Origin of the sequence: Asaia sp. VD9 (assembly GCF_037150015.1) — a bacterium.
GTDB lineage: Bacteria > Pseudomonadota > Alphaproteobacteria > Acetobacterales > Acetobacteraceae > Asaia.
In genome coordinates, this window is sequence record NZ_JBBCQM010000007.1 from 1 (window position 1) to 17226 (window position 17226).

The following is a 17226-nucleotide window of genomic DNA, read 5'->3' on the forward strand; positions in this document are numbered from 1 at the left end:
ACTGATCTTACTCAGTCTTTCAGGCAGCCACCCCAGCATCGTCCGCTGCGGTGAACGGGCTTTTAGACCCCACACACACCACCGTCAACACCATTCTTCAAAAAAATGACATAACCCTTCGAAAAAATGTGCGAGGCCGGAAAAGACAAAGGGAGGCTTACGCCCCCCCCCCCCCCCCTTTCCTGAAAAAACGCTCTATTCCGATACCCGGCTCGACTCACAATCGATCTCTCCCGAAGTCTCGATCTGCTCATATTCGCGGAACCACGCCACGAAACGTTTGACCCCCTCTTCCAGACTGATCACGGGGCGCCAGCCGGTCAGAAGAGTCATCTTTTCATGCGATGACCAGGTAGCCTCGACATCCGAAAGTGGGCGACGACGCGTCGTGATGACGGCTTTGATGCCCAGTTCCTGTTCCAGGAGCGCTACCAGATGGCTCACCGCCGTGGGAGCATCACTTCCAAGGTTGAGAACACGAGAGACACCCTTATCGGGTTCATTCATGAGGGCGGCGAGGACGCCGGATACGATATCATCAATATAAGTGAAGTCGCGCGCGAGCCCCTCGCCTTCATAGAGCGTCAGCGCTTTGCCCTCTGTGATCGCCTTGGCAAATTTGTAGTAGGCCATATCGGGACGACCCCAGGGGCCATAAGCTGTGAAGAAACGCAGTCCGGTCTGACGCAGACCGTATAGATGGGCATAGGCGTGAGCCGTCAGTTCACCAGCACGTTTAGTCACAGCGTAGAAAGAACCCGGTCGATCAACCGCATCGCTTTCACGAAAAGGCATCGTCTCATTCAGCCCATAAACCGAGGACGACGAGGCATAAACGATATGACGCAGGGCCGGGAGTTGACGTGCTGCTTCCAGAAGTACCACGTGGCCCATCATATTGGCCGTAACATAGGCACAGGGATCAGCCAGTGAGTAACGAACCCCTGCCTGCGCTGCCAGATGAACGATATGACTGATGTCAGGATGTTCACCCAAGATTGCCTCGACGTCAGCGCGACGGCTCAGATCACCCTGGCGAAAGGTAAAATCCGGCTTCGGGGCAAGTTGAGCGAGGCGATCCTGCTTGAGCCGGACACTGTAATACGCGTTGAGCGAGTCGAAGCCGACCACCTGATGGCCCTGGCTCAAAAGCTGTTCGGCGACGTGATAGCCGACAAAGCCAGCTGCACCGGTCAGGAAAATCTTCATGACGCTCAGTGCGCCGTGACCAGCGCTTTGGACGTCACCAGATCACCTACCACAATACCGGCTTTTTCCATTGCGCCCGCCGCTGTCTCCAGAACGGCTACCGATTCACCTTGCCCGGTCAGGCGACGTTCACTGAATGGCACGGCCCGCTCCGCAATTGCCTGGATACGGCCGTCAGCGCCGATGAAAACGATATCGAGCGAGACAGGTGTGTCATGCATCCACATCGCGGCAGCCTCGGGCGGGTTGAACAGGAAAAGCATACCCGTTCCGTCCGGCACACTCGTACGTGCCATCTCACCGGCTTCTTTCTCTTTTTGCGTGCGGGCAATCTCAACCGTGAAATCATGCTTATTGCCCTGACGATCAGTAATCGACAGGGAAGCTTTCTCGAGCGCTGCCTGCGCAGCAACCGGCCGGGTTTCAGCCGCAGAAATCGGGAAAGCAGGCATGCCGATACCGAGGCTCGCCAGAAGCAGACTGCTTCGCAAAATCGTGTTCATGTCTGCACTCCCGCGTGTCAGGTGAGAAAAGGGTTATTGTGTCTTTCTTCGCCGATCATCGTCGGCAGTCCGTGCCCTGGCAGAACGATGAAATCATCGGGCAGAGAGAGCAAGCTGCGTCTGATCCCGGCGATCAGGGCCTCATGGTCGCCATAAGCGAAATCGGAGCGGCCAACAACGCCACGAAACAGTGTATCGCCCACAATGGCGAGTTTGTCTTCGCGACTTATAAAGACGACATGGCCCGGCGTATGTCCCGGGCAATGCGCAACTTCCAGGGTCAGCCCCGGCAGCGCGATGGTCTCTCCATCTTCCACAAACCGATCGGGATGCGCGTCCTGCAGATCGTAAAGTCCAAAGGCTTGCGCCTGCTCGACGATGGAACGCAGCAGAAAATCATCCCGCTTGTCGGGGCCGATCAGTGCCACCGGAGTGGTCTGACGTCTGACAAGACTTTCACGAAGCGCGTCGGCACCCCCAGCATGATCGAAATGCCCGTGCGTCAGCAGAATGGCGTCGACTGTGAGTCCCTCGAGCACCTGCAGGAGCTCGGGAACATCACCGCCCGGATCGAACACCACAGCGTGTCCGGTCTCCTGATTCTCGAGAACCGTACAATTCTGGCGCAGGGGGGTCACCTTGATAGTGCGGGCTCGCAATCCGGCTACTCCTTGGCTCGGGTCATGCTGCCATTCCTGGCAGTCCGGTTTCAGGGCGCGATACCGCGCCGAGGCCGCATATTCAAGCAATCATGCAGATGCGCAGGATTGACCCCAAGGTCGCCCCGGATCAGAGTTCCGCCCATCCGAAGCAGGGAAGCCTGCGCGGAACCGTCAGGTTTTCAGGAGACGATCATGAGCCGCATTATCCGCACTGAACCCAATCCCGTCATGTCCAAAGCCGTCGAGTATCACGGCTTCATCTTTACCCAGGGTGTGGTTGCCCGCAATCTCGATGCCGATTTCGATGCTCAGACAGCCGATGTGCTGGAACAGCTCGACATTCTCCTTGAGCAGCATGGCACGGATAATACCCGTATCCTGCAGGCTCAGATCTGGCTGAAGGAGATCAGTGACCGTGATGCACTGAACAAGCAATGGACGGCCTGGCTGCCCAAGGAGTCCGCACCGGCCCGCGCCTGCGTTCAGGCAGTTCTGGCCGATCCGCGTATGCTGGTGGAGATCATGCTGATCACAACAAAGTAAGGCCTCTTGACCTTTCCCTGGGGCGACACAAATTTTTCTCGGGGAAAGTTCATAAATTCGCCATGACTCCGCCTTACATGGGTTGCCAATTCGAGGTGAACTTAGTTACCTAGATGCAACACACAAATGGGCGGGTACGGAATCAATGAACGTGAGACAGAAAAGTTGCCTCAGACTTCTCCGCAGGCCGATTTTTTCGTCTCTGACTGTTCTGTCAGTCCTGGTTGGGTCCGCGGTTCTGCCGTCAAAGGCTGAAGCCCGCCAGAAGAATTCTCACAAGCCTGCCATGCACAACGTGCATGCCGCCCATCATGGTGCCTCCCGCCACGGCGTCAGTATTCATCAGACCCGCTTCACACCGCGCCGCCATCGTTCCGGCGGGCATGTGATCCAGTGTGTTGCCTATGCCAAAACCGCCTCTGATGTCGTGCTGAGCGGCAACGCCCGTGACTGGTGGGAGAATTCCCGCGGAGTCTACGCGCGCGGCTCGGCCCCCGAGCCGGGCTCGGTTCTGAACTTTCGTGCCATCCGACGCATGCCCTACGGCCACGTGGCCGTGGTTCGCGCGGTTGAAGACAATCGGACGATCGTGATCGACCAGTCTCATTGGGCGCAGAACGGCATTGCGAAGAACGTACGCGTCATTGACGTGTCCCCCAATAATGACTGGTCTGCCGTTCGCGTTGCGCTGAACAGCAAGACCGAAACCTATGGCAGCATCTACCCCACTTATGGGTTCATCTATGGCCGTCCCGATGACGGTGTGATGATGGCCAATAATACGCCGGCCCCAGCACATCGTTCCACACGGTCGCGTTCTGTTGAAACAGCAAGCTTTGAGGCCCTTCAGCATCCGATGAACTCGACCGAAGTGGCCGAGGCCCCGGAAGACGCTTTCGGGCTGGAAGGTCCCAGCCGTAACCTGCGCTAATCGTCAGCGCGGCTTATCGCCCCCAAGGCGGCCCGGAAACGGGTCGCCTTTTTTATTGCCCTCACGACCGACGTTGCTGAAGACAGAGCTGCGCAACTATCAGGGGCGGGCGGCGCGGTGATACGGATGGCCCGCGCTTATGGCGCGCGCACGGTAGATCTGTTCGGCCAGAAGTAGTCTGACGATCATATGCGGCCAGGTCATGCGGCCGAAGGACAGACGTGAATCGGCCCGATCAATCACGCTGGCTTCCAGCCCCTCAGCGCCGCCAATGACAAAGCTCACTTGCTTGCCTGTCGCGAGCCAGGATTCGAGCATGGTGGAAAATTGTTGTGAGTCGGGTGACGCACCGCCCTCGTCAAGGGCGACAACAATGCCTCCCTCCGGGCAGGCTGCCAGAATGGCGGCAGCATCCTTACGACGGATCTCCAGCGCGCTCCCGCGCGATTCGGCGATCTCGATCAGATCGATTTTCGGGCGGGTGCGTTCGACGTAGCGGTCGAACAGCTCCCGCTCCGGCCCTCTCTTCAGGCGACCGACAGCAACGATACGGATCATGCGGACTCAGAGATCCGTCGTATCCGCTTCGTCGGCTGCGCTGTCATCCAGATCCTTGCCCCACATGCGCTCGAGCGCGTAAAGCGCGCGGCTTTCCGGCTTGAACAGGTGCACAACGATATCGCCAGTGTCGAGCAGCACCCAATCCGTGCCATTCGCGCCCTCGATGGTGATACGCTTGATGCCGATCTCGTTCAGCTTGTCTTCGATATGCGATGCCATGGCTGCAATCTGACGATCGGCTATACCGGTAGCGACGACCATATGATCGGCAAAGCTCGCACGGCCGCGCAGATCGAGGGTCACGATATCCTCGGCCTTGTCCTCGTCGAGACTTGTCGTGATGACGACCAGCGCCTTTTCGACCAGCTCGCGCTCTGCGCCCTCGCGCGGAGCGGTACGCGCCTTGCGCGGCCCGGCGGCGGCGGCCTTCTTGCGCGGTGTTCCAGCAGTTTTCAAGGTTGCGGTAGCCTCGCCCGTGGCGAGTTTGGTCTTGGTCTCACCAGCGGACGCGCGGCTGCGACGGGCTGGGGTGGTCGTCTCGTCGGACGGTTTTCTGGCGATGGCTCGACACTCCGGTCATGACATTAGAGAGAGCGCGGCGGGATAGTTTCCAGAATCCCTCAACGCTGTCGCTGATATACCGTTTTGCGGCGCCGGAAGAAAAGCCCAGACACCACCTTTCGAACGCGAGAGAATCGGCCCCTGCCTTGCGGGCACGCGCAAATGACTCAGCGCATGGGTCGCCTTGCCCGAGAGCGCGGTACGGTTACTGCCTGGTCGCGGGACCACCGCCATCGGCACATGCAGTGCCAGTTCATGCCAGCGGCGCCAGCGTGTCAGCGTTGCCAGGCTATCTGCTCCCATCAGCCAGACGAACCGCGCATTGGGGAATCGCAACCTGAGCAGGGCAATGGTCTCGACCGTATAACGCTTGTTCAGACGCGCCTCGATATCGGTCGCGATGATACGGCGTCCATCCGCCAGAGCCCGCGCCGAATCGAGCCTGTTCTCAAACGGTGCCATACCGATTCGTGGCTTGAGAGGATTACCGGGAGAGACCATGAGCCAGACCTGGTCGAGTCGCAGGTGGGTCAGGGCATAGCGGGCAAGCTGGAGATGGCCTGCATGAGCAGGGTTGAAGGATCCACCCAGCAAACCGATCGAGATCGCACGCCCATCCCCGTATTTCGGAATTTGGGGCACGTCAGGGGCGTGTCTGCCCGGTGCCCCGCACCTCGTAACGGAAAGTCGTCAGCTGCTCCAATCCTACCGGACCCCGCGCGTGGATCTTTCCGGTTGCAATGCCGATCTCGGCCCCAAAACCGAATTCGCCCCCGTCACAGAACTGCGTCGAGGCATTCCATATCACCACTGCGCTATCGGTCCCGTTCAGGAAACGCTCGGCGATAGCTGCGTTTTCCGTGATGATCGCCTCGGTATGACCGCTCCCATAGCGTGCGATATGCGCGAGCGCCGCATCCACATCCTCGACCACGGCTACGGAAAGACGGGCATCGAGCCATTCCGTCGCAAAATCATCGGAGGTCGCGGGCTCGAGATCATGCACGATACGACGCGCTGTCTCATCGCCCAAAATCGCACATCCGAGTGCATGAAGGTCCTGTACCAGAACCGGCAGCAACGATTCGGCGATCGCGTCATCGATCAGCAACGTCTCCGTTGCCCCGCAAATTCCGGTGCGACGCATCTTGGCATTGGCCAGGATTTCACGCGCCATGCCGATATCGGCATCACGATGGATATAGGTGTGGCACAACCCATCCGCATGGGCGAGCACGGGCACGCGCGCTTCGCGCTGCACGCGCTCCACCAGGGATTTGCCGCCGCGCGGGATGATCATGTCGATCTCTCCTGCCGCGCCCAGCATCGAGGCCACATGGACACGATCGGAATCGGGCACGATCTGCACGCAATCGCGGGGCAGCCCGGCCTGCTCCAGACCCTGCTGGATACAGGACTGAATGCACCGCGCCGAATTGAGGCTCTCGGAGCCCCCACGCAGGATCACGGCGTTACCCGATTTGACGCATAGTCCCGCAGCATCGGCCCCGACATTGGGCCGGCTCTCGTAAATCATGCCAATCACCCCCAGGGGGGTGGCGACGCGGCGGATGTTCAACCCGTTGGGGCGGGTCCATTCGGACAACACTCGCCCCACAGGGTCAGGCAGCAAAGCGATGGATTCGAGACCCTTGGCCATGGCTTCGATACGTGCGGGGGTGAGTGTCAACCGATCGATGAAAGCGGCGCTCGCCTTGGAAGACGCCACATCGCGTGCGTTGGCCACAAGAATATCGGCGGCATGATCCCGCAGCGCAGCGGCTGCTGCGCGCAGGGCTTCGTTCCTCTGGCTGTCCGGAGCAATAGCAAGAATGCGTGCCGCCGCGCGCGCTGGTCCGGTCAGGGCCTTGAAATCGGACGGGCTCGTTGCGGCTTCCATCATGCATTCTCCTGTCTGCGATGCATTTTCTGTAACTTTCGGGACCAGACCTGCGAAAGGACGATCAGCTATGTATCACTCCTGCACAGCTTGAAAAGATCGCCCGATAGCCAGGCTGGCTGCGACATTGCGCGCACAGCGCTGCAGAGCGGGCTCGGCTTCGTTGAATGCCTCCTCCAGTGAACAAGGGCGATCGAGGCTGCTGAACAACGCCCCGAACCCGGTTTCGTACAAGGCTTCGTGGCCCTGACCCAACGTACCGGCTATGGCAATGACCGGCTTGCCCGACGCGCGGGCGAGGCTGGCGACGGCCTGAGGTGCCTTGCCCTGCGCCGTCTGGCCATCCAGCCTGCCCTCTCCCGTGATGACCAGATCCATGGCAGGCATCATTTTTTCGAGACCGAGGAGCCGCGCAATCGCCTCAGCTCCCGGCACAAGTTGCGCACCACAAAGCCCCACGAGCCCGAGCCCTGCCCCACCGGCCGCACCGATACCCGGCAAAACGGACAGATCACGCCCACAATGGACCTCGATCAGACTCGCCAGACGGGCGAGCGCGGCATTGAGTATGGGGATCATGGGCGGCGTTGCCCCTTTCTGGGGGCCGAACACATTGGCCGCACCTGTTTCCCCCAGAAGGGGAGCCGTTACATCACACAGGATTTCAATCGTGCACTCTGTCAGCCTAGGGTCGAGTCCTTCCTTGTGAAGCGAGAACACCGCGCCCAATGGACCACCCCCCTGCGCAATTTCGCGGCCCTGCAGATCGCGCAGCGAGACACCGAGAGCCTGAAGCAGGCCAGCCCCCCCATCGCAAGTCGCGCTTCCCCCCAGCGCGAGCACCAGATGACGACAACCCAGATCGAGCGCGGCGCGCATAATCTCGCCCACACCCTGTGTCGTCGTAAAAAGCGGGGTGCGTGATTCGGGAGGAACCTGTGCGAGGCCAGCCGCCTCGGCCAGCTCGATCAGCGCTGTGCGCCCCTGATCGAGCACGGCAAATTTCGCCGCTACCGGCAGGCCCAGTGGGCCGCATACCATCCGTGTTTCGAGATGACCCCCTAGAACCCGCGCCATGAGAGAAGCCGTGCCTTCTCCCCCATCCGCCATGGGATAGCCGTGATAGCGCGCCTCAGGGAAGATTGACGAAAACCCGGTGATAATCGCCTGAACGACAGCCTCGGCTGTCAGGCTTTCCTTGAACGAGTCACAGGCAACGAGAATATCCATGGGCGCCTCGGGTATAACGCCCCTATCTTCCACACGCCGCGCCGATCGGGTCAAGTCCCGGCGCGCGGCTGGGGAGACCGCTCAGACGTTGAAGCGGAACAGCAGGACATCACCGTCCTGCACCACATATTCCTTGCCTTCGATACGCAGCTTGCCTGCTTCCTTCGCACCCGATTCACCGCCGCAGGCGATGTAATCGTCATAGGCCACAGTCTCACAGGCAATGAAGCCGCGCTCGAAATCATTATGAATGACGGCCGCAGCCTGAGGCGCCTTGGTCCCCTTGGTGATCGTCCAGGCGCGCGTCTCTTTCGGGCCAACCGTGAAATAGGTGCTCAGACCCAGAAGCCCGTAACCGGCGGCGATCACGCGATCCAGACCGGAATTGCTCAGACCCAGCCCTTCGAGGAACTCGGCGCGCTCTTCCTGCGGCAACTGGCTGACTTCGGCCTCAATCGCAGCAGATACAACCACCATGGCAGCGCCCTCAGCCTCTGCGCGCTTGCGCACGGCTTCGGAATGACTGTTGCCGGTCGAGGCCGATCCCTCTTCCACGTTGCAGACATAGAGCACCGGCTTGGTGGTCATGAGCTGCAGGCGGCGCGCTGTCTCTTCCTCGCCTTTCGGCACAGCGGTGCGGGCAGGCTTGCCCTCACGCAGGGCCGCGATGATGGGGTCCATGATGGCGAGCTGCTGCTGCGCTTCACGATCATTGCCCCGGGCGCGCTTCTGCAGCGAGACCTGACGCTTTTCGAGCGAATCCAGATCGGCCAGCATCAGTTCGGTCTCGATGATCTCGGCATCGCGCACCGGGTCCACACCGCCCTCGACATGGGTGATGTCGTCATCCTCGAAGCAGCGCAGCACATGGATGATGGCATCGACTTCGCGAATATTGGCGAGAAACTGGTTACCCAGCCCTTCGCCACGAGAAGCGCCGCGCACGAGACCGGCAATATCGACGAATTCGAGGCTGGTCGGCAGGATCTTCTGAGACTTGCCGATACGCGCGAGGTTGTCGAGACGCGCGTCGGGCACGGCCACGCGCCCCACATTGGGTTCGATCGTGCAGAAGGGGTAGTTCGCCGCCTGGGCTGCTGCCGTTTCCGTCAGCGCGTTGAACAGGGTGGATTTGCCCACATTGGGGAGCCCCACGATGCCACAATTGAAGCCCATCAGCGTTTCTCCCCGCACAGCATGGCGATTTTTGTCATTGTCGCTTCCGGTTCCCCCTTGGCCAGCAGGGGCGACGCCGCAGCCACGGCATCGAGAAGCGTTTCAAGTTCTGTCTGTTCGGCCTTGGCGAAATCGCCCAGCACATGACCCGTCACACGGTCCTTGTGGCCAGGATGGCCGATACCGAGGCGCACGCGCTGGTAGCTCTGGTCCCCCAGCATCCTGTCCATCGAGCGAAGACCATTATGCCCCGCTGCGCCGCCGCCCCGTTTGACGCGCACCTTGCAGAAGGCAAGATCGAGCTCGTCATGAAACGCCGTGATGTCAGAGACCGGAATCTTGAAGAACCGTGCAGCCTGCTGCACGCTTTCGCCGGACAGATTCATATAGGTCATGGGCTTGAGCAGAAGAACCTTTTGTCCCTCGATGCTCCCCTCGGCCGTCTCTCCCTTGAAGCGTGCACGCCAGGGAGAAAACCGGTAGTATTCGGCAATACGCTCGACAGCCATGAAGCCAATGTTATGGCGCTGCCTGCGCATGCCGGGCTCGGGGTTACCGAGCCCGGTCCAGAGTAGCATTGCGGCCACCCTGAGCGGTCTTACTTCTTCTTCGCAGGAGCAGCGGCTTCAGCAGCAGCCTTCGCAGCGGCTTCAGCTTCCATCTCGGCATCGACCGTCGGCGGCGCGATGGTGGCGATAACGAAGTTCGGCAGCTGCAGAACCGGCGTCACGTTCTCGGTGCCGGTCAGATCGTCCCAACGCACGTTGTCGTGGATGTCGAGCGCGCTCAGATCAACCGTGAAGCTCGCCGGGATGTTGTCCACATCGGCCATGACGTCCACCGTGTGGCGAACCAGGTTCAGCACGCCACCGCGCTTGATACCAGGAGCCTTGTCTTCGCCGGTCACGTGAATGGCGACGGTCACATGAACCTTCTCGCCAGCCGCCAGACGCTGGAAGTCGACATGGATCGGCGCATCGGTCACGGGGTGCAGCTGTACTTCACGCAGCAGGGCGCGCACGGTGCCACCTTCGAGCGGCAGTTCATACAGGCGCGAGCGCCAGCCGCCACGAACCATTTCCTTGTGAATGATGCGCGGATCGATCTGGATCAGCGAGGGCTCCTGCTTACCACCATACACAACACCCGGCACCAGACCGGCACGTCTCGTTGCGCGCGCTGCCCCCTTACCAGCCTTCGCGCGCGTAGAGACTTCGAGGGACGTCATATTTGTCACGGTATTCTCCCAAATTCATTGCACTCATGGCCTCCAGGGGTGCCTGAGTGAAGGCGCGCCTTAGCGGAAATGAGGGTGCAAAGCAATGATCTTCGGGAGTCGGCGGGCGATTTGCCCGCATGTTGCCTGGAGACAGGGGAGCTTCTCAGGGCTCTGCCCTGAAACCCGCAAAGGAGCGCAGCCCCTTTGATCCCGATTCAGAAAAGCCGGGATGAAAGGGACTTGTCCCTTTCCGGGGTGCGGGGCAGCGCCCCGCTTCCCTTATTCGTAAGCGGTCAGCACCCAGCCATTTTCCGTCGGATCGCAATAAAGCGGCACAGCGTTGGCGAGGCGGACATTGATCGGCAGGCTCATGGCGGCGCGCAAGGCGCGGAACAGGGCGCCATGAGCGACGATCATGGGGATACCGTCCTGCTCGAGCGCGCGGTTGACGGCACTGGCAGCACGGGTTTTCAGGCCTTCGAAGGTTTCGCAGCCCTCGGGGGTGAATTCGCCGGCGATCCAGGGGTCGTACCAGTCGCCCATGGGCTCGCCTTCCATCACGCCGAAACACACTTCCTCGAGGTCGCGATCGGTGCTGAGCGGAAGGGTGACGCCACTCGCACTAACGATAGCTTGCTGAGCAGCGAGTGCCGTGTCGTGTGCGCGTGTCAGGGGCGATGCGACGATACGCGCGATTGGTGCTGCGCCATCGCGCCAGTGGCGCGAGAGGGAGGCGCCAGCCTTGACAGCCTGTTCGCGCCCGGTGGCATTCAGGGGAATGTCCGTCCGGCCCTGAGAAAGATTCTGGGCGTTCCAATCGGTCTGACCGTGGCGCAGGTACCAGAAGGGGCGACGAAGCAGCATGAAAACCGGTCCTTAATCGAAAAGCGAGGAAACAGAGCTTTCATCTGCCACAGCACTCATGGCGCGCGCCAGAAGATTGGCGGTGCTGATCTGCCGGATATTGGGCGAGCTTTCCATGGCCTCGGTGGCGGGGATGCTATCGGTCAAGGTCAGCATCTTGATGGGTGAGGCTGTAATGCGTTCGACCGCCTGCCCGGTAAGCACACCATGGGTCACATAGGCTTCAACCCCGGCGGCACCGTGATTCATCAGGGCTTGGGCGGCATTGCACAGGGAGCCGCCGCTATCGACGATATCATCCACCAGGATACAGTAACGGCCGCTCACATCGCCGATCACGTTCATGACCTCCGACACGCCGGCGCGCTCGCGGCGCTTGTCGATGATGGCGAGATCGGTGGTCAATCGCTGCGCCAGCTGGCGTGCGCGCACCACGCCACCCACGTCAGGGGAGACAATCATCAGGTCTTCATTCGGATGTCGGGCATTGATGTCGCGCTTGAAGAGCGGCGCAGCATAAAGGTTATCGACCGGGATATCGAAAAAGCCCTGAATCTGCATGGCGTGCAGATCCATGGTCAGGATGCGGTTGGCACCGGCTTCAACCAGGAGATTGGCGACCAGCTTGGCGCTGATGGGCGTACGCGGACCCGATTTACGGTCCTGCCTTGCATAGCCGAAATAGGGCATCACTGCGGTGACGCGACGGGCTGACCCGCGACGCAGGGCGTCGAGCATGATCAGCAATTCCATCAGATTGTCATTGGTGGGCGAGCAGGTGCTCTGGATCACGAACACGTCTTCTCCGCGCACGTTTTCCTGAATCTCCACGAAGACTTCAGCATCGGCAAAACGCCGCACGGACACCTTGCACAGGGGGAGGCGCAATTCCTGAGCAACGGCACGCGCCAGAGGCAGGTTACTGTTACAGGCGACGATCTTCATCGGGAGACGACTCCGGTCCGGGGCGGCAGCAAACGCGGCCTTCTAACAATGCTGCGCCACGCTGTCATTAACTCATGGGGATCGGGGATCGTCGATAGAGCGTTTTTTACAAGCCTAGTGCGCGCCTCTACCCATGTGCTGGGTATCAGCTTTCGAAATGCGATCTGAAGTCTTCGTAGCCGCTGAACACATGAACACCGCTTTCCCTGCAACCGGGCCACACTTGTTCGACATCTTCCAGACAGGCTTCTGAAAGAACGTAGAGCATTGGAAGATCTTCACCACAGCTTGGATCGATAAGAGAAAGTCGGTGAATTTCGATGAGGTGCCACAATGCGCGGATCGTGCCTTCGCGGCCGAGAGGCCGGTCCCAGTCGAGACTGTTAACCTGCCCGTTTTTGACGGTAAAACGAAACGTGTCGGTAGACGATCCGAAATCGACACGGCCGTCAGGCAAGGTATAAGGTATCCGCTCACCCGTCTCGATACTGCCGCCCCCGTCCTCCCCGTCTACACCCCATTCCTTGAAAAAAGGATCGCCGATCGCCTTGAGCGCTTCGCGCACATCGCTGAGCGGAAAACTTCGCGTACCGTTTTCAGCCGCGGGATCGAATTTATGAATGTAGACGTTTCTGCCCATGATCAGGCCCTTTCGACAGGAACTTCCCGCTGCGGAAACCGAAAGCGGGAAATCGCTATGGCATTAGTCAGTACCGTATTTCACCGAACGCGGCCCATAAAGCAGACCATCGGGCGGCGCGACTTTCAGAAGACGGTCAGCTGCGACCGCTGCGACGGGGAAGCTGTGATCGGTCAGGTTATTCGCCACCTGCTTGACCGCCGCAACAACAAGCATCCCGATGAGATTGCCACCACCGGACATCTCACCAACATCGTGCCCGGTAGCCGAGCCCGTACCGGTCCAGAGTACGCCACCTGTCTTGAGATCAACCAGCTTGGCATCAGCGGTGACGACCGTGTCGCTGTCCACCACATGGTAGACCGACCCGTAGGCCGTGACGGTGGTGTAGAGCGCGGCATCGGCACCGAAGATGTTGCGTAGCTTCTGGGCAGGTGCCTGGATCATCTCATCCGGGACAGTCAATCCGTTCTGATGAAAGGTTTCGACCTCCAGCGTCACGGGCACCACGTAATATCCGCCCTCTGCCAGAGGCATGGTCATCTGGGACAAAAGCCCGTTCGTTGCCTTGATATCCGGCGTATGGTTGACCGGAGGCAGGACCAGAATGGTACGCGGTCGGGCCGCCTTGAAGGCCGTATAGTCAGGAGCCTTGACCTGCGAGGCACAGGCGCTGACGGCAAGGCACAGCCCCAGACCGGCGAGGCGACGCATGACGGAGTCACGCTTCATGACGACACCTTTGCAGTCGGCGTTACACTCTGGCTCTGGCTCATGTTCTTCAGCAGGAAGTCCATATACAGGGCCGATTCAGGGAAAAGGGTCTTCTCCTGAGTGAATTCCTGCTGGGCAAGATCGGTCCTGCCCGAAGTCGCGTAGAGCAAGCCGAGATGCGCATGAAATCCCGGCGGCACGGAGAGTCCCTTGGCCCGAGCCTTCTCGGAGGCCTTCTCCATCGCAGTGATCTGCACCTGGGGATCGGTCTTCCCCTGAAGGTAGAGATATTGCTGCTCCTGGAAATTCTGCCAACTATAGAGTGGCGGGGTTGAGGGCGCCGAGCAGGCAGCCAAAATCGCTGGCAGGGCTATCCCCGCCAGAATTCTCGCATGTCGGAACATGGTTCTGAAATCCGTTATCGATGTGGAAGAGGAAGGAGCCGGGCGTCAGCGTATCTGCCCGGAATCGACCTCCTGCGCGAAATGATTCACCGCGTCCTGAATGGCCAGGTCGAGCACCTTGCCATTGAGCGTCGAGTCATAGCTCGCTGTACTGCCGAACCCGATCACCTCGCGATCGGAGAGGCTGTATTCGGCCGCCCCCTCGCTCGTCGCAACAATCTGCGACGTCAGGGGATTGACGATCTGAAGGCTCACCTTGGCATAGGCAATCTGGCTATGGCCGCGCCCCGCAATGCCAAAAAGCTGCATATCCCCGACTTCCTTGCGACCGAAAGCAGTCACATCCCCAGTCACCAGATACTGCGCGCCCTGAATGGATTGACCCTGCTTGAGAAATCCAGCCTCCTGTTTCCCCTCGGCCAGATTATCGCGATCCATCACTGAAAACCGGCCTGATTGCTGCAGGCGCGTCAGCAAGATGGTTCGTGCCTGGTTACCCAGACGATCGATCCCATCCGAGAAGATACCGTTCATGTAATTAGAACGATTGGCAAATTTTCCTGCGGCAATCGGGACGCGCGGCCCATTATAGGCTGTCTGCGCAACCTGAACCGGCGGCACGGGCAGAGTACGGGAAGACTCGGTGGCGCAGGCACTCAGTAACAGAGTGGATGCGAGAATACCGTGTAGTGCAAAAATGATGCGCATCAGCCCTAGCCCTCATATCGTTATTGAAAGGTCAATAATCCAACATTCGGCACAGTTCTTCCCATAATCGACATGATCATGAAATAGTGAAATGGCCGATATAAGCGTCTGGTCAGAAAAGAAGTCCCCCTGAACTCTCAGTGAACAGATCATGACGGCTCCGTTATGCATCGGGGACCCTGAAGCCACGATGATTTGTATTGTCTCCACTATGTGACAGGCGCTGAATGTGTTGTCTCCATGAAGCAATCTGGCCCCCGATGACATGTCGACCCATTCTGAAAAGTCCTGTGGCGACGTCTTCGGGCGGTCGCTCGTCATACCGGCAAAACCGAGCTCGACCGTTCATGAGAGTGCAATCCTGCGCCACAACTCGCTCTATACGATGGCAGGGATCCTGATCGCCCCGTCCACCTATTGCGCCGGAGACACTGTCGCGGGTGCCTTCAATTTCCACGTTTTCGCCCCCAGTATTATCGCGCTGGAGTCACCTGCGCGGGAGATCCCGGAATTCCCCGAGGGCGCGCGCTGCTTCTGGCTCGGCTATTTCCACGACCACTTCGGTCATTTCCTGACGAGTACGCTGCAGCGCCTCTGGCGATTACGCCATCAGCGGCATAGACCGGACTGGTATATCGCGCCAAATTACAGGCCAATGGACGACGAAAACAGCTTCATCAACGTCTTTCTCGACAATATGGGCATTGACCGAACGCGCATCATTGCGCCGCCAGAAAACACGCTCCTTCATCAGGTCGAGATCCCCGAGCCCGCCTTTGTCGAAAACGCCCATTGTCATGCGCTCTGGGCGCCATTCATGCGTGATCTCGGACGCCGCATTCTGGGAAGAAGCCGTCTTCCCCCCAAAGGGAACCCTGTCTTTCTCTCCCGGAGCCACGCAGGCGCGACGACACGGCGCTATGAAGGCGAGGATATCCTGTGCGCACTCCTCTCTCCCATTGGAGTCGAGATCTGCCAGCCGGAGACATCATCGGTCAGAGATCAGCTCGCCTTGTGGGAGAGCCACACCGTCTTCATCGGGTTTTCAGGATCAGCGTTCATGAATGCCGCCTTTTTCGAAAACAAGACGGTCATCATACTGAACCACGACACCTACATCTTTGGTACACAGCGGATGATCGACGCCGTGTGCCACCATCATGCCCTTTATCTCGATGTCTCCGCCTTTCTGCGCGCCGATGATGTCGAGCCAAACCACTACCGCATCACCGATCCAGCTGGGCTGGCACATCACGTCGTCATGGCGTGGCGGCGTGAGGCGCAGGCTTGTGGACCCGATGTCTAGGGCATTTGCGCGCTTCCGACGCTCCTAGATCAGCGTCGCCCCATCGGAACATCCGGTCTGGCTTGACCAGAAGCCCCGCTCTGCCTGACAGATTGACATATCGGGGTGATGACAAATCAGCGTGCCCCTCCATCGGAAAGGAACAACGCCATGAACGCAACCGAACGCGGCATAAGAGAGCAGTTCCCGCTCTGGGCGAAGGCCGATCTCGACGGGGCAAGGCCCTCAGCCGATAAAGTGCAGGTTGTCGTTGGCTGTGGTACTTCCGTGCATATTGCAGACTCCATCGCAGTCTGCCTGAACGCTCATGGTCATCAGAGTCGCGCGGTGCCAGGTAATGAATGGACACGCCGCCCGCATGATTATGTGCCCGAAGCGGTGGCCGCTGAAATCATCGCGCTTTCACGGAGCGGCGAATCGACCGAAACCGTGGCCGCTGCCAGGGCAAGCCAGTCGGCCGGTCAGCGCGTGACCGCCATCACGTGTGCGGGGGGCAGCGCACTTTGCGACCATGCCGATAGCGTGATCGCTGCCGAGACCCATGCAGAAGAAGGCATTGTCATGACGGCATCGGCCAGTCTGATGCTTCTTCTGGGGATGCGCTACGCCGGAATTACGCTTGGATCCCCCACGATCGAGGCCGCGCGTCGCCTGCTTGAGGCCGCCGACAGCACCCTGCCTGAACTAATCGACGGGCGTACGCATTTCGTGTTTCTCGGGGGTGGCGCTTTCTACGGTGTGGCACGTGAAGGGGCCCTGAAAATGCAGGAAATGAGCCTGAGCCAGAGCGAAGCGCACCATCCTCTGGAATATCGTCACGGGCCGATCAGCCTGATCGACGAGCGCTCCCTGGTCATCATGATGTATCATCCGGACACGCTTGAAGAAGAGGGCCTGCTGGCGCGTGACCTGCTGTCTAAAGGCGCGAAAGTACTGGGGCTGGGGGGCCCCGGCACAATCAGCCTTCCTGTCGAGGGGGAACGCGGCACTGGGCCGCTGGTCTGCCTGCCGGTTCTGCAGCTCCTGGGCGAATATGTGGCGCGTAGCAAGAATCTCGACACGCTGGCCCCACGCCATTTGACCAAGGTCGTAACCATCGGCTGAGCGAGCCCCCCCCCCAGGGGCGTCTGCCATCGAGAGACGCCCGCTA

At 59.8% G+C, this 17226-nt stretch carries 21 protein-coding genes; 4 read left to right on the top strand and 17 right to left on the bottom strand.

Features of this window, described 5'->3' with window-relative positions; all coding sequences use genetic code 11:
• Positions 1–195: 195 nt before the first annotated feature.
• From WFJ47_RS09850 to WFJ47_RS09860, 3 genes are read right to left on the bottom strand one after another with little or no spacing between them, the layout of a single operon-like run.
• Positions 196–1209 (bottom strand): NAD-dependent epimerase/dehydratase family protein, encoded by a 1014-nt coding sequence (locus tag WFJ47_RS09850; protein WP_336762683.1) that lies wholly within the window; start codon positions 1207–1209, stop codon positions 196–198.
• Positions 1210–1214: 5 nt separating this feature from the next.
• A complete protein-coding gene (locus WFJ47_RS09855) occupies positions 1215–1712 on the bottom strand; it encodes a DUF192 domain-containing protein (RefSeq protein ID WP_336762685.1) in 498 nt (165 codons plus the stop codon).
• 17 nt (positions 1713–1729) lie between these two features.
• Positions 1730–2371 (bottom strand): MBL fold metallo-hydrolase, encoded by a 642-nt coding sequence (locus WFJ47_RS09860; protein ID WP_336762686.1) that lies wholly within the window; start codon positions 2369–2371, stop codon positions 1730–1732.
• A 195-nt stretch (positions 2372–2566) separates the two neighbouring features.
• Between WFJ47_RS09860 and WFJ47_RS09865 the strand changes: the two genes are divergently transcribed.
• Together WFJ47_RS09865 and WFJ47_RS09870 are read left to right on the top strand one after the other, a co-directional pair.
• On the top strand, positions 2567–2917 hold the full coding sequence (locus WFJ47_RS09865; protein WP_127101925.1) for a RidA family protein: 351 nt from the start codon (positions 2567–2569) through the stop codon (positions 2915–2917).
• A 145-nt stretch (positions 2918–3062) separates the two neighbouring features.
• On the top strand, positions 3063–3848 hold the full coding sequence (locus tag WFJ47_RS09870) for a CHAP domain-containing protein (RefSeq protein ID WP_336762688.1): 786 nt from the start codon (positions 3063–3065) through the stop codon (positions 3846–3848).
• 99 nt (positions 3849–3947) lie between these two features.
• Here the strand turns inward: WFJ47_RS09870 and WFJ47_RS09875 are convergent, their stop codons facing one another.
• The 14 genes from WFJ47_RS09875 to WFJ47_RS09940 form a co-directional block, all read right to left on the bottom strand.
• Positions 3948–4403: a 23S rRNA (pseudouridine(1915)-N(3))-methyltransferase RlmH gene (locus WFJ47_RS09875; protein WP_336762906.1), complete on the bottom strand. Its 456-nt coding sequence runs from the start codon at positions 4401–4403 to the stop codon at positions 3948–3950.
• A 9-nt stretch (positions 4404–4412) separates the two neighbouring features.
• Entirely contained in the window at positions 4413–4865 is a 453-nt protein-coding gene (rsfS, locus tag WFJ47_RS09880) for a ribosome silencing factor (RefSeq protein WP_127101928.1), read from the bottom strand.
• Positions 4866–4985: 120 nt separating this feature from the next.
• Positions 4986–5612, bottom strand: coding sequence for a nicotinate-nucleotide adenylyltransferase (locus tag WFJ47_RS09885; RefSeq protein WP_336762691.1), 627 nt, complete (start codon positions 5610–5612; stop codon positions 4986–4988).
• Between the two features lies 1 nt (position 5613).
• A complete protein-coding gene (locus WFJ47_RS09890; protein WP_336762693.1) occupies positions 5614–6873 on the bottom strand; it encodes a glutamate-5-semialdehyde dehydrogenase in 1260 nt (419 codons plus the stop codon).
• Between the two features lie 72 nt (positions 6874–6945).
• Positions 6946–8100, bottom strand: coding sequence for a glycerate kinase (locus WFJ47_RS09895; protein ID WP_336762695.1), 1155 nt, complete (start codon positions 8098–8100; stop codon positions 6946–6948).
• Positions 8101–8181: 81 nt separating this feature from the next.
• Positions 8182–9276: a redox-regulated ATPase YchF gene (gene ychF / locus WFJ47_RS09900; protein WP_336762697.1), complete on the bottom strand. Its 1095-nt coding sequence runs from the start codon at positions 9274–9276 to the stop codon at positions 8182–8184.
• The gene (gene pth, locus WFJ47_RS09905) at positions 9276–9854 is read right to left on the bottom strand and encodes an aminoacyl-tRNA hydrolase (RefSeq protein WP_336762699.1); all 579 of its coding nucleotides are present in this window, start codon (positions 9852–9854) and stop codon (positions 9276–9278) included. Before pth ends, ychF begins: the two co-directional genes overlap by 1 nt.
• A 20-nt stretch (positions 9855–9874) precedes the next feature.
• Entirely contained in the window at positions 9875–10513 is a 639-nt protein-coding gene (locus tag WFJ47_RS09910) for a 50S ribosomal protein L25/general stress protein Ctc (RefSeq protein WP_127101932.1), read from the bottom strand.
• A gap of 261 nt (positions 10514–10774) precedes the next feature.
• Positions 10775–11359: a histidine phosphatase family protein gene (locus WFJ47_RS09915; protein WP_127101933.1), complete on the bottom strand. Its 585-nt coding sequence runs from the start codon at positions 11357–11359 to the stop codon at positions 10775–10777.
• Between the two features lie 12 nt (positions 11360–11371).
• A complete protein-coding gene (locus WFJ47_RS09920; RefSeq protein WP_127101934.1) occupies positions 11372–12304 on the bottom strand; it encodes a ribose-phosphate pyrophosphokinase in 933 nt (310 codons plus the stop codon).
• Positions 12305–12449: 145 nt separating this feature from the next.
• Entirely contained in the window at positions 12450–12944 is a 495-nt protein-coding gene (locus WFJ47_RS09925) for a hypothetical protein (protein WP_336762702.1), read from the bottom strand.
• A 63-nt stretch (positions 12945–13007) separates the two neighbouring features.
• Positions 13008–13676 carry a DUF799 domain-containing protein gene (locus tag WFJ47_RS09930; RefSeq protein WP_336762704.1) on the bottom strand — a complete coding sequence of 223 codons (669 nt, stop codon included), beginning with the start codon at positions 13674–13676 and terminating at the stop codon, positions 13008–13010.
• Positions 13673–14062 (bottom strand): DUF4810 domain-containing protein, encoded by a 390-nt coding sequence (locus tag WFJ47_RS09935; protein WP_336762706.1) that lies wholly within the window; start codon positions 14060–14062, stop codon positions 13673–13675. Before WFJ47_RS09935 ends, WFJ47_RS09930 begins: the two co-directional genes overlap by 4 nt.
• 45 nt (positions 14063–14107) lie before the next feature.
• Positions 14108–14770 carry a CsgG/HfaB family protein gene (locus WFJ47_RS09940; RefSeq protein WP_336762708.1) on the bottom strand — a complete coding sequence of 221 codons (663 nt, stop codon included), beginning with the start codon at positions 14768–14770 and terminating at the stop codon, positions 14108–14110.
• Between the two features lie 265 nt (positions 14771–15035).
• Here WFJ47_RS09940 and WFJ47_RS09945 point away from each other — a divergent pair, with 265 nt between their 5' ends.
• Both WFJ47_RS09945 and WFJ47_RS09950 read left to right on the top strand, forming a co-directional pair.
• Positions 15036–16076 (top strand): glycosyltransferase family 61 protein, encoded by a 1041-nt coding sequence (locus tag WFJ47_RS09945; RefSeq protein WP_336762710.1) that lies wholly within the window; start codon positions 15036–15038, stop codon positions 16074–16076.
• Between the two features lie 150 nt (positions 16077–16226).
• Complete coding sequence (locus WFJ47_RS09950; RefSeq protein ID WP_336762711.1) at positions 16227–17180, top strand: SIS domain-containing protein; 954 nt, start codon at positions 16227–16229, stop codon at positions 17178–17180.
• The last annotated feature ends 46 nt before the right edge of the window (positions 17181–17226 follow it).